General features: G+C 60.2%; 12 protein-coding genes. 10 read left to right on the top strand and 2 right to left on the bottom strand.

What is annotated here, in order from left to right; translation table 11 throughout:
- Nucleotide 1 precedes the first annotated feature (1 nt).
- Nucleotides 2–607, bottom strand: coding sequence for a flavin reductase family protein (locus JT51_RS08375; protein WP_037310655.1), 606 nt, complete (start codon nt 605–607; stop codon nt 2–4).
- 72 nt (nt 608–679) lie between these two features.
- Between JT51_RS08375 and JT51_RS08370 the strand changes: the two genes are divergently transcribed.
- The 5 genes from JT51_RS08370 (at nt 680) to JT51_RS08350 (ending at nt 3,727) form a co-directional block, all read left to right on the top strand.
- On the top strand, nt 680–1,174 hold the full coding sequence (locus JT51_RS08370) for a GNAT family N-acetyltransferase (RefSeq protein ID WP_037310653.1): 495 nt from the start codon (nt 680–682) through the stop codon (nt 1,172–1,174).
- 53 nt (nt 1,175–1,227) lie between these two features.
- The gene (locus tag JT51_RS08365) at nt 1,228–1,971 is read left to right on the top strand and encodes an EcsC family protein (protein ID WP_037310651.1); all 744 of its coding nucleotides are present in this window, start codon (nt 1,228–1,230) and stop codon (nt 1,969–1,971) included.
- 122 nt (nt 1,972–2,093) lie between these two features.
- A complete protein-coding gene (locus JT51_RS08360) occupies nt 2,094–2,558 on the top strand; it encodes an NUDIX hydrolase (RefSeq protein WP_235216137.1) in 465 nt (154 codons plus the stop codon).
- Nucleotides 2,559–2,629: 71 nt separating this feature from the next.
- A complete protein-coding gene (locus JT51_RS08355) occupies nt 2,630–3,085 on the top strand; it encodes a DUF1178 family protein (protein WP_037310649.1) in 456 nt (151 codons plus the stop codon).
- A 3-nt stretch (nt 3,086–3,088) separates the two neighbouring features.
- Nucleotides 3,089–3,727, top strand: coding sequence for an SDR family NAD(P)-dependent oxidoreductase (locus JT51_RS08350; protein ID WP_037310647.1), 639 nt, complete (start codon nt 3,089–3,091; stop codon nt 3,725–3,727).
- Here the strand turns inward: JT51_RS08350 and JT51_RS08345 are convergent.
- On the bottom strand, nt 3,721–4,077 hold the full coding sequence (locus JT51_RS08345; RefSeq protein WP_037310645.1) for a hypothetical protein: 357 nt from the start codon (nt 4,075–4,077) through the stop codon (nt 3,721–3,723). The genes JT51_RS08350 and JT51_RS08345 overlap by 7 nt on opposite strands.
- A gap of 164 nt (nt 4,078–4,241) precedes the next feature.
- On the opposite strand from JT51_RS08345, the gene JT51_RS08340 reads away from it, so the two are divergent.
- The 5 genes from JT51_RS08340 to JT51_RS08320 all read left to right on the top strand — a co-directional run bounded on the left by JT51_RS08340 (nt 4,242) and on the right by JT51_RS08320 (nt 11,798).
- Entirely contained in the window at nt 4,242–5,480 is a 1,239-nt protein-coding gene (locus tag JT51_RS08340; protein WP_037310643.1) for an aspartate kinase, read from the top strand.
- A 46-nt stretch (nt 5,481–5,526) separates the two neighbouring features.
- The gene (gene ptsP, locus JT51_RS08335; protein ID WP_037310640.1) at nt 5,527–7,770 is read left to right on the top strand and encodes a phosphoenolpyruvate--protein phosphotransferase; all 2,244 of its coding nucleotides are present in this window, start codon (nt 5,527–5,529) and stop codon (nt 7,768–7,770) included.
- A gap of 139 nt (nt 7,771–7,909) precedes the next feature.
- Nucleotides 7,910–9,355: a glucose-6-phosphate dehydrogenase gene (gene zwf / locus JT51_RS08330; RefSeq protein WP_037310638.1), complete on the top strand. Its 1,446-nt coding sequence runs from the start codon at nt 7,910–7,912 to the stop codon at nt 9,353–9,355.
- 1 nt (nt 9,356) lies between these two features.
- Complete coding sequence (edd, locus tag JT51_RS08325; RefSeq protein ID WP_037310637.1) at nt 9,357–11,162, top strand: phosphogluconate dehydratase; 1,806 nt, start codon at nt 9,357–9,359, stop codon at nt 11,160–11,162.
- A 3-nt stretch (nt 11,163–11,165) separates the two neighbouring features.
- Nucleotides 11,166–11,798 (top strand): bifunctional 4-hydroxy-2-oxoglutarate aldolase/2-dehydro-3-deoxy-phosphogluconate aldolase, encoded by a 633-nt coding sequence (locus JT51_RS08320; protein WP_037310635.1) that lies wholly within the window; start codon nt 11,166–11,168, stop codon nt 11,796–11,798.
- Nucleotides 11,799–11,840: the final 42 nt, after the last annotated feature.

The following is an 11,840-nucleotide window of genomic DNA, read 5'->3' as shown; positions in this document are numbered from 1 at the left end:
TTCAGTCATCCGGGCGGTTGAGAGAGAACAACTCGGTGACAACTGAGTAGTCCCGGTATCCCAGCCGCGCGAGCGGGTGAAAAGTAGTGACATCAAACTTGCCGTCCCGAATGTGATCATCGTTAAGATGCACGCCCGTCACTTCTCCAAAAGCCACCTGGTTGGCCTCACCCGGCAAGGTCACGATCTTGGTCAGTTTGCATTCCAACGCGGCCGGGGCGCCCTTGATTCGGGCGCAGGGAATGGTTTCGCAGCCCACCGGTATCAAGCCCGCGTGGTCGAATTCGTCGATGTGTTTGGCAAGGCTGGCCGAACTGGCATTCATCGCATCCCGATGCGCATGGGCCACGATATTGACGCAGAACACGCCGGTTGCCTCGATGTTTGAGATGCTATCCTTGCCGCCTTCCTGATCTTGCTTCGTTCCGGTCGAGGCGAACATGACCTGAGGTGGCGAATAGGCCACGCCGTTAAAGAACGAATAGGGTGCCAGATTGTTTATGCCCTCAGCGTCCCGGGTAGAGATCCATCCGATTGGGCGTGGCGTGATAATGGCGTTGAACGGGTTGTGCGGCAGGCCGTGGCCGTCTTCGGGGCGATAGAACATCTGATCTCCAAGCGTTTGCCCAAGGCGTACCGAAGTGCTAGGGCGATTTCCAGCAAGGAAAAGAGGGCAGGGGTGCAGCAGTTCGGGATCAGGCCGGAAGAGCCGGACGATTGGTGGGAGGTCGAAGCTCTCTATGATCTGTGTTTTGCGCCCGGGCGCGAGGCGCTGTCTTCTTATCGTCTGCGTGATGATGTTCCCCCGGTCTCGGGTTTGTCCCTGGTGGTGCGGGACGGGCAGGGGATTCTGGCGGGCGCGATCCGGTTTTGGCCGGTACATGTGGGGAAACATGACGCGCTGTTGCTGGGGCCTGTGGCCGTGCACCCGACCCATCAGGGCGAAGGTCTGGGTGGGTTCTTGATACACGAAGGGATCGAAGTCGGGCGTGAGCAAGGTTGGGAACGAGTGATGCTGGTCGGCGATGCGCCATATTACGCCCGGTTCGGCTTTTCCCAATTGTCCGGTATCGAGATGCCCCCGCCGACCAACCCAGACCGCATTCTGGGGTTGGAACTGACACCTGGGAAGTGGGGTGGCATAACCGGCCCTGTGCGCCGCTGGACGCGCTGAGCTATTGAAACCGGGTAGGTAAATCCCGATGTCTTACGGGCAGGAGGGTACCAATGCAGGATGTGATTCTTGTTGAAAAGCTGGACGCAGAGGCCGAGTTGGATCGGCTGGCCGAGTATTACAGGTCGGCTGGTGGACCTGGCGTCAAACTGCTGAATTCCCTGGGTGGATCGGCTGAATCTTTGCTGGATCAATTGCCCACATCCATCAGGCAGGGCCTGACAGGGGCCACCGAGCAGGCGTTGTGGTTCGCGATGCGTGCCGCCGAAGGATCGCGGCGCGCTGTGCCGGATCAACGGCCGTGGGTCAATACCACTTTGACCACTGCCATGGGTGCAGCCGGGGGACTGGGTGGTGTTTCAACGGCCTTGATGGAATTGCCTGCAACCACCGCCATGCTGTTGCGCGCCATTCAGGGCGCAGCAGCGCGTGAAGGGTTTGATCCCTCCGAAGAAGGCGTGAAATTCGATTGTATTCAGGTTTTATCTGCGGCCGGACCGATGTCTTCTGACGATGGGGCTGATTTGGGGTTTTATTCGGTGCGACTGACGTTGACGGGTCCTGCCATGCAGCGGTTGATAGCCGCCGTGGCCCCGCGCTTGTCCGTTGTTTTAGGGCAGAAATTGGCGGCACAGTCCATTCCAGTGCTGGGGGCGCTTGCCGGGGGCGGAACGAATTATGTCTACACCCGCTATTATCAGCAGATCGCCCGGGTTCACTTTGGTCTGCGACGATTGGCGATTGATGCGGATATCCCCCATGATGATCTGGTGCGCAAGCTGGTCGCACGTATGTGACCCTGCCATACACCTTGGATAATCCTGCATCATCTGGTATTCAGGTCCTGGCTGACCGCTAAATAACGAAAAAACGATTGGGTCGGCTGACAGGAATAATTCCATCTGAAAGGCGACACAGCGTGATCGACGCAGGGCTTTCGCCCGAAATGTTGCAAAAGGCCGGGCACCTTCGGGTGGTGCAGCAATCCGCTGCCTTGTGTTTCCGCGTCAAACAGGGCCGACCTGAGGTTTTGTTGATCACAACGCGCAAGTCAGGCCGTTGGATCCTTCCCAAAGGGTGGTTGATGGACGGGTTGACGCCTTCCCAGACCGCCTGCCGGGAAGCATGGGAAGAGGCCGGTGTAAAAGGCAAATGTGCCACCCGTGTTGTGGGCCGTTTTTCCCATCACAAACATCGCTCCAAGAAAGGTTCGGTGCTGTGTATCGTCGACGTTTTCCCGCTTTTGGTTCAATCGACAGCCGATAACTTTCCCGAATATGGGCAGCGGAAAAGAAAGTGGTATTGCCCTGAAAAAGCGGCTGCCCGCGTCAATTCTTCCGAACTCGCCCTATTGTTACGTAATATTGGGGCTATTACGCACTGACGCGCCCCGGGAGGGGCTTGATCTTGCCACCCTCGTTGGTATCTATTTGGCAACCGACATTTGGACGGATCATGATTCAATACGCATTGAAATGCAGCAACGGCCATACATTTGACAGTTGGTTTCAATCGGCCGCAGCTTACGACAAACTGGCAAAGGCGGGCATGGTGACATGCGCCGTTTGCAATAGTGCGCAGGTTGAAAAGGCGATCATGACGCCGCGCGTGCGCCCGGCCAGAAACGCAAAATCCAGCACAGACGTGCCCGTGCCCGAGGTCGGCCCAACCGACGATGCCGCCCCTACGCCCGACTTGGAGAAAGTCGTGGCTGAAATTCGGCGCACCGTCGAAGAAAACTCTGATTATGTCGGCAAGGACTTTGCCAGCGAGGCCCGCAAGATCCACCTTGGCGATGCGCCCGAGCGTGCCATTTACGGCGAGGCCAAACCCGAAGAGGCCAAAGCCCTGATCGACGATGGGGTGCCGGTTGCCCCATTGCCTTTTATTCCCAGCAGAAAGACGAATTAGATAATGCACATTGTGATCACCGGAGCAAACCGTGGAATTGGAGAAGCTCTGGCAGATCGCTATCGGGCACAGGGTCGTGAGGTTACCGGAACAGCTCGGGACGACAGTTCTCAGATCACGCTGGATGTGACCGACGCGGCGCAGCAGGCGGCAATGGCGACGCAGCTTGATGGCCGCCCCGTTGATTTGCTGGTCTGCAATGCCGGGGTGTATTTGGACAAGACGCAGACCATTGACGGGTATCCGCCCGAGATGTGGGCGCAAAGCTTTGCCGCCAATGTGACCGGAGTGTTCCTGACAGTGCAGGCGCTTATGCCCAATTTGCGTGCCGCGCGGGGCAAGGTTGCGATTCTGTCATCGCAAATGGCCTCGCATACGCGTGCGCCGGGGGGCAGCTATATCTACCGCGCATCCAAAGCAGCGGCGCTGAATTTGGGGCGCAATCTGGCCACCGACTTGCGTGGTGACGGGGTCGCCGTTGGCATTTATCACCCCGGTTGGGTGCAGACGGATATGGGGGGTGATGCCGCTCAGATCACCGTCGATCAGGCGGTTGAGGGCCTGATCGAGCGGTTCGATGACCTGTCATTGGATAAGACGGGCTGTTTTGAAACCTATGATGGCCAGCCCCACGCTTATTGAGCTTTAAGGGCCGCCATAGGCAGTTCGTAAACCTCACCGGGGTCGACGAATATGACCATGATATCGCCGCGCAGCTCATGGCTGATTCTGGCGGCTGAATCGGTGGAATCGGGCACCCCGTCGGTAAAGTAGATGTTGCGCACATCGCCGTTCCCAATGCCCACGGCCAGTGTCGCGCTGCCGTCGTCACGCCGCCGCAATTCGGCGTGGCAGCTGCGCAGCGGCTCGCCTGCGGTGGTCGCGCAGGGTACAGTGCCCAGCGAATTGGGGCCATCGGTTCCCGCCAGCGTGGAAACCTGCGCCAGCGCGGGCGTTGAAACAAGGGCAAAAGCGATGGCTAGGCGGGACATGGGAAACCTCTTGGATTTAGTGTTGGCGGTAGGCTGACAGCCTCATCCCTAGTTGTAAAGCAGCCCAATGTCGCGGTGGGAACGGTATTGAACCCTTGCCCTTGCGGCCCCCCTCGCATAAGACGCACGGGATTTGAATTCCAAGGCGCGGAGATACCACCCCCATGCCCGTACTCGTGATGAAATTCGGTGGCACATCTGTCGCCAATCTGGACCGCATCCGCCGCGCGGCGAAACGCATCGGCGTTGAAGTGGCCAAGGGCTATGATGTGATCGTCATTGTTTCGGCCATGTCGGGCAAGACCAACGAATTGGTGGGTTGGGTCAACGAAACATCGCCGCTGTTTGATGCGCGCGAGTATGATGCCGTGGTTTCCTCGGGTGAAAATATCACCGCTGGTCTGATGGCGCTGACCCTGCAGGAAATGGACGTTCCCGCGCGCAGCTGGCAGGGCTGGCAGGTTCCGCTGCTGACCACAAGCGCCCACAGCCAGGCCCGGATCGAAGAAATCCCGACCGAGAATATCGGTCAGAAATTTGCCGAAGGCATGAAGGTTGCCGTTGTTGCCGGGTTCCAGGGTCTCAGCCCCGAAGGTCGTATCACAACGCTGGGCCGGGGTGGGTCTGACACCACCGCCGTGGCCTTTGCCGCCGCCTTCGATGCCGAACGCTGTGACATCTATACCGATGTGGATGGCGTCTATACCACCGATCCGCGCATCTGCGAAAAGGCCCGCAAGCTGGACAGGATCGCGTTCGAGGAAATGCTCGAACTGGCCTCGCTGGGGGCTAAGGTGCTGCAGACCCGCTCGGTCGAGCTGGCGATGCGCTACAAGGTGAAACTGCGCGTTCTTTCAAGTTTTGAAGAACAATCCGACAATGCAGGCACGCTGGTCTGCGACGAGGAGGATATCATGGAATCCAATATTGTGGCCGGTGTGGCCTATTCCCGTGACGAAGCCAAGATGACAGCCGTTTCAGTGGCCGACCGTCCGGGCATCGCCTCGATCATCTTTACCGCGCTCAGTGATGCGGGCGTGAATGTGGACATGATCGTGCAGAACATCTCGGACGAGGGACGGACGGACATGACCTTTTCCTGCCCGACTGACCAGGTAACCCGTGCCGAACAGGCACTGCTGGCGATCAAGGAAGAGGGTGAGCTGAATTACGCCGAACTGGTGGCAGATACCGACGTCTGCAAGGTTTCGGTCGTAGGGATCGGTATGCGTTCGCAATCCGGCGTTGCAGCAAAAATGTTCAAGATACTCTCGGATGAGGGGATCAATATTAAGGTCATTACAACCTCTGAGATAAAAATTTCCGTACTGGTCGACAGGAAATACATGGAACTTGCTGTTCAGGCACTGCATGATGCCTTTGAACTGGACAAGGCGGCCTGAGCGTTTCAGCCAAGGATATCGCCTGACACACTAAATTGGTTGGGCCATGGCGGACGGCACCGAAACAGAATCTCGCAAGCTGCTGGGGCGGTTGCGCGAAGAGATGGCAAGCGAAGCGGCCGGTCAGGAACGTCTTGACCGGATCACGCATCTGATTGCTGATAGCATCCGGGCCGAGGTCTGCTCGGTCTATCTGTTCCGCGACGAAGACACTCTGGAATTATGCGCGACCGAGGGCCTGACACCCGAGGCGGTCCATAAGACCCGTATGCGCATGGGCGAGGGGCTGGTGGGCCGCGTGGCCAAGTCGGGCAAGGTGGTAAACACCGCCGACGCGCCGTCAGCCAAGGGCTTCCGGTACATGCCAGAAACAGGAGAGGAGCGGTTTTCGTCGTTCCTTGGCGTGCCTGTTCAACGGCTGGGTCAAAAGCTGGGTGTGCTGGTGGTACAATCGCGCGAGGCGCGAGAGTTCTCAGCCGATGAGGTCTATGCGCTTGAGGTGGTTGCCATGGTTCTGGCCGAGATGGCCGAACTGGGCGCTTTCATCGGTGAAGGCGCGGCCCTGTCGCCATTGCATCAGCAATCAATTCTGCTGCGGGGCGGCCCGGCACAGGAAGGGTCTGCCGAAGGGCATGTCTGGCTTCATGAGCCGCGGGTCGTGGTGACCAATCCTATTGCGGATGATCCGCAGCGGGAACAGGAACGCCTGGCCGAAGCGGTTGAAGAATTGCGCGTGGGCGTCGACAAGATGCTCGAAATCTCAAAGGGCGGCGATTCCGAGCAGTTGCAGGTTCTGGAAGCCTATCGCATGTTCGCCAATTCCAAGGGCTGGATGCGCCGGATGGAAGAGGACATTACCCTGGGCCTCAGCGCCGAGGCAGCGGTTGAAAAGGAACAATCCCAAGCCCGCGCCCGGATGAGCCAGGTCACCGATCCGTATTTGCGCGAAAGGCTGGCCGATCTGGATGACCTCAGCAACCGTCTGCTGCGCATTCTGACCGGGCAGGGAAATACCAATAGTGCGGATTTGCCGCCAGACCCGATCCTGATTGCCCGCAATATCGGCCCCGGTGATCTGCTGGAATATGGCAGGTCGCTGAAAGGGATCGTTCTGGAAGAAGGGTCCGTTGGCAGCCATGCCACCATTGTCGCCCGTGCGCTGGCAATTCCACTGGTGGTGCATGTGGGGCGTATCACGACCGAAGCGTTGAACGGCGATCATGTCCTTGTCGATGGGGATCATGGGGTCGTGCACCTGCGCCCCGAGGATACGGTAGTCAGCGCGTTCCGTGACAAGATCGCCATGCAGGCCAAAGCCCAGGAGCGATACGCCTCGATCCGTGATACCCCGACTGTGACCCGGGATGGAGAGCGGATCAATCTGGTGATGAACGCGGGCCTGATGGCCGATCTGCCGTCCCTGCATAACTCGGGTGCCGAGGGCGTGGGCCTGTTCCGCACCGAGTTGCAGTTCCTGATCCGCAACCAGATGCCTAAACGGTCCGAACTTGTGACGCAATATCAGCGCGTTCTGGACGCGGCGGGGGATATGCGGGTGGTGTTTCGGACGCTGGATATCGGCTCGGACAAGGTTCTGCCCTATATGAAACATGTGGCCGAACCCAACCCGGCGCTGGGCTGGCGCGCGATCCGGGTCGGTCTGGACAAGCGTGGCGTGATGCGGATGCAGCTACAGGCCCTCATGCGTGCTGCCAATGGCCGCCCGCTGACGCTGATGTTTCCCTTTGTTGCACAAGCCGAAGAATTCCGCGAAGCGCGGTGGGAGGTCAACAAGACCATCGAACGGGAAAAGCGGCTGGGCCATGTCCTGCCGGAATCTCTTGAGGTTGGCGCGATGCTGGAAACCCCGTCACTAGCCTTTGCACCGCAGAAATTCTTTGACGAGGTGGATTTCATCTCAATCGGCGGCAACGACCTGAAGCAGTTCTTTTTTGCCGCTGACCGTGAAAACGAGTTGGTGCGTCGCCGCTACGACACTCTGAACGTCAGTTTCCTGACGTTTATGGAACGCATCGTCGAGCGTTGTAATGCCTCGAACACGCCGCTCAGCTTTTGTGGCGAAGATGCTGGCCGCCCGGTCGAAGCACTGTGTCTGGCAGCCATGGGCATCCGGTCGCTGTCGATGCGCCCGGCCTCGATCGGCCCGGTCAAAAGCGTCTTGTTGCGCGCCGATCTGCAGGCGCTGCGCAAGATCATCGCCGATGCGCGCCACCGGGGGGAACAATCCGTACGCCCGGCTGTGATGGAATGGCTGCGCAGTCAGGGGTGATATCCCAAATCCGGACTTGCATTCTGCGGTTATGGTCCCTATTCAATGCATGCATGTTAGCGATAACATGCCCCACGCCACGGGTACTTGCGGATTGAGGTGCTAAAGTGGCTCAGGTGAGAACTGAAGGAGCCCGCCGATGGTTTCACGCGTAATTCCGGTAATCCCGTTCGACCTTGTGTTGTTCGGCGCAACCGGCGATCTGGCCCAGCGTAAAATCTTACCGGGCCTGTATCACCGCTACGAAGTGGGCCAGATGCCGGATGATGCAAGGATCATCGGGACGGCCCGGTCCGATATGGACAGCAACGCGTTTCGCGATCAAATCCGCGCCGCGATGAAGAAATTCGCGCCAGAATTCAAACAGGATGTGCTGGATCAGTTTCTGACCCGTGTTGAATATGTGCCGGTCGATGCGCTGGGCGATACCGGGTGGGACAGTCTGGTCAAAGCTCTGCGTCCGGATGTCGTGCGGGCGTTTTACCTGTCTGTCGGACCAAACCTGTTCTCGGGCATCGCGCAGCGGTTGAACGACCACGGCCTTGCCACGCCCGACAGCCGTATCGTGGTGGAAAAACCCTTTGGGCATGATTTGGCCTCGGCCAGGGCGTTGAACGAAGGGCTGCGCGCCTGTTTCGAAGAACATCAGATTTACCGGATCGACCATTATCTGGGTAAGGAAACCGTGCAGAATCTGATGGCCCTGCGCTTTGCCAATTCGCTGTTTGAGCCGCTGTGGAATTCCACCCATATCGACCACGTCCAGATCACCGTGGCGGAAACCGTCGGCGTCGAAGGGCGCGCGGCCTATTACGACCAATCCGGCGCGATGCGTGACATGATCCAGAACCATCTGGTGCAGCTTTTGTGTCTGACCGCGATGGAACCCCCGTCAAAGTTTGCGCCCAATGCTGTACGCGACGAAAAGGTCAAGGTTATCGAGGCATTGGAGCCCGTTGCTCAGGCAGATATTGCGCGTGGCCAATACCGGGCGGAAAAGGGCGAAGGTGGCTATGTCGATCACGTCGGCAACCCTGCCAGTCGCACCGAAAGTTTCATCGCGCTCAAGGTGCATCTGGGCAATTGGCGCTGGGCCGGGGTGCCGTTCTATCTGCGCACCGGTAAGCGCCTGCGCGCCCGCGAGTCCGAGATTGCGGTGTTTTTCCGCGACCCGCCGCATACGATTTTCCCAAACGTGGGCCCGCTGCATGGCAACGTGCTGGTGATCCGCCTGCAACCGGACGAAGGCATCACCCTGCGCACCACGATCAAAGACCCCGGGCCGGGCGGTTTCCGCCTGTCCGATGTTGCGCTGGACATGAGCTTTGCCGATGCGCTGGGTGCCGAGGCCAGCGCGCCCGACGCCTATGAGCGGCTGGTGATGGATGTCATTCGCGGGGACCAGACCTTGTTCATGCGCGGGGACGAGGCCGAGGCCGCCTGGGCGTGGGTTGATCCCATCATCCAGGGCTGGGAAGATCGCGGCGACCGCCCGTCGCGCTATGATCAGGGCAGTTCCGGCCCGGAAGAAGCATTGATGCTGATGCATCGCGACGGACGCCGCTGGCGTCAGATCGGAGGTTAAAGTGGTTCACAAGGTTATCACCGAAGTCACCCAGCGGATCATCGACCGCAGCGCCGACCTGCGCGGCCCGCATCTGGACCGGATGGAGCAGGCCCGCGCCAAAGGCCCGGCCCGGGCGCATCTGTCGTGCAGCGGTCAGGCCCATGCCTATGCCGGGGCGGGGCAGGATCAGCAGTCGATGGCCACCGGCACCGCCGGAAATCTGGGCATCGTCACCGCTTACAACGACATGCTCTCGGCGCATCAGCCGTTTGAACGTTATCCGGGTCTGATCCGCGACGCGATCCGCGCGGCAGGAGGGACGGCGCAGGTTGCCGGTGGTGTACCGGCCATGTGTGATGGCGTTACGCAGGGCGAGGCGGGGATGGAGCTGTCGCTGTTTTCCCGCGATGTGATTGCTTTGGCGACGGGCGTGGCACTCAGCCATAACACCTATGACGCCGCGGTGTTCCTTGGCGTCTGCGACAAGATCGTGCCGGGCCTTGTGATTGGCGCACAGGCTTTTGGCCACCTGCCTGCGGTCTTTCTGCCTGCCGGTCCCATGACCAGCGGTCTGCCCAACGACGAAAAGGCCAAGATCCGCCAGAAATTCGCTGCCGGAGAAATAGGCCGGGACGAGCTTATGGCCGCCGAGATGGCCGCTTATCACGGTCCCGGAACCTGCACATTTTATGGCACCGCCAACACCAACCAGATGCTGATGGAGTTCATGGGCCTGCACCTGCCGGGCTCCAGCTTTGTCAATCCCAACACGCCGTTGCGTGATGCGCTGACCGAAGAAGGCGCGCGCCGTGCCCTGTCTCTCAGCGCGCTGGGGAATGACTATACGCCCGTGTATCAGGTGCTGGACGAACGCGCCTTTGTGAACGGCATCGTCGGGCTGATGGCCACGGGCGGTTCAACCAACCTGTTGATCCACCTGATCGCCATGGCGCGGGCGGGTGGCATCGTGCTGGATTGGCATGATTTTTCCGACATCTCTGCCGTGGTCCCTCTGGTGGCGCGGGTCTATCCCAACGGTCTGGCCGATGTGAACCATTTCCACGCTGCCGGTGGTCTGGGGTACTGCATCGGAACCCTGTTAGAAAATGGCTTGCTGCACCCTGATACGCTGACCGTCGCGGGGCAGGGCCTGCATCACTATACGCAAGAACCCAAGCTGATCGACGATGAACTGGTCTGGCAACAAGGCGCAGGCCATAGCCTGAATGACAAGATTGTAAGGCCCGCCAAGGACCCGTTCCAACCCACCGGCGGACTGTCACGTCTGACAGGCAATCTGGGCACCGCAGTCATGAAGGTCTCGGCCGTCGCCCCCGAACATCAGGTGGTCGAAGCGCCCGTGCGCGTGTTCCACGACCAGGACGCTGTCAAGACCGCCTTCAAAGCCGGGGAGTTCACCGGTGACACCATCGTCGTGGTCCGTTTTCAGGGACCCAAGGCCAACGGCATGCCCGAGTTGCACTCGCTGACGCCGATCCTGTCGATCCTTCAGGGTCGCGGCCAAAAAGTGGCGCTGGTCACCGATGGTCGCATGTCCGGGGCCTCGGGCAAGGTGCCCGCCGCCATCCATGTTTCCCCCGAGGCGCTGGACGCCGGTCCCATCGCCTGTCTGCAAGACGGCGACCTGCTGCGTGTCGACGCGGTGCAGGGTGAGTTAGAGATCCTCACCCCCGGCGTGTTGGACCGCGCCCCGGTCATCGCGGATCTGTCGGCCAACCAACATGGCGTCGGGCGCGATCTGTTTGCCCCTTTCCGCAACGCGGTCGGTTCGGCGGATGCCGGCGCCAGCATATTCGGAGCGTAAGCCATGTCAAAAACCCAACGCACCCGCGAGATCTGCGCCCTTGCGCCCATCGTCCCGGTTCTGGTCATCGAAGACGCCGCGCAGGCCCGCCCACTGGCCGAGGCGCTTGTCGCCGGTGGCCTGCCCGCATTGGAAGTCACCCTGCGCACCCCGGCCGCGCTGGACGCCATCCGCGCCATGGCGCAGGTGCCCGGCGGCGTTGTTGGCGCGGGCACGCTGGTCACGCCCGATGACGTCCGCGCCGCAAAACAGGCGGGCGCGCAATTCGGCGTCTCACCCGGTGCGACCGATACCCTGATCGCCGCGTGCGAGGCCGAGGGCCTGCCCCTGCTGCCCGGCGCGGCAACCGCCAGCGAGGCGATGCGCCTGTTGGAACAGGGCTATGACATGCTGAAATTCTTCCCGGCCGAGGCCTCGGGTGGCGCACCCGCCCTCAAGGCCATCGGTGCGCCCCTGCCGCAGATCAGCTTTTGCCCAACGGGTGGCGTGTCACCTGAAAACGCGCGCGATTACCTGTCGTTGCCCAACGTGATCTGCGCCGGTGGCAGCTGGGTCGCGCCCAAACAGTTGGTCACGAATGGCGACTGGGCCGGGATCGAAACCCTCGCGAGCGAGGCGTCAAAGCTGATGGATTGACGGCGCGCAAACCCACGTTAGGGTAAGCGTCAATTCAGACAG

The sequence above is a fragment of the Ruegeria halocynthiae genome, from assembly GCF_000743705.1.
Lineage (GTDB): Bacteria > Pseudomonadota > Alphaproteobacteria > Rhodobacterales > Rhodobacteraceae > Ruegeria > Ruegeria halocynthiae_B.
The sequence above is the reverse complement of the archived record's forward strand: the minus strand, read 5'-3'. Positions and strand labels throughout refer to the sequence as shown.

Excerpts from the sequence above, each read along its gene's own strand:
- JT51_RS08350 (WP_037310647.1), top strand. The coding sequence starts at position 3,089 with ATGCACATTGTGATCACCGGAGCAAACCGTGGAATTGGAGAAGCTCTG.
- JT51_RS08345 (WP_037310645.1), bottom strand. The coding sequence starts at position 4,077 with ATGTCCCGCCTAGCCATCGCTTTTGCCCTTGTTTCAACGCCCGCGCTG.
- ptsP (WP_037310640.1), top strand. The coding sequence starts at position 5,527 with ATGGCGGACGGCACCGAAACAGAATCTCGCAAGCTGCTGGGGCGGTTG.
- JT51_RS08355 (WP_037310649.1), top strand. The coding sequence starts at position 2,630 with ATGATTCAATACGCATTGAAATGCAGCAACGGCCATACATTTGACAGT.
- JT51_RS08375 (WP_037310655.1), bottom strand. The coding sequence starts at position 607 with ATGTTCTATCGCCCCGAAGACGGCCACGGCCTGCCGCACAACCCGTTC.
- JT51_RS08340 (WP_037310643.1), top strand. The coding sequence starts at position 4,242 with ATGCCCGTACTCGTGATGAAATTCGGTGGCACATCTGTCGCCAATCTG.
- zwf (WP_037310638.1), top strand. The coding sequence starts at position 7,910 with ATGGTTTCACGCGTAATTCCGGTAATCCCGTTCGACCTTGTGTTGTTC.
- JT51_RS08320 (WP_037310635.1), top strand. The coding sequence starts at position 11,166 with ATGTCAAAAACCCAACGCACCCGCGAGATCTGCGCCCTTGCGCCCATC.
- JT51_RS08365 (WP_037310651.1), top strand. The coding sequence starts at position 1,228 with ATGCAGGATGTGATTCTTGTTGAAAAGCTGGACGCAGAGGCCGAGTTG.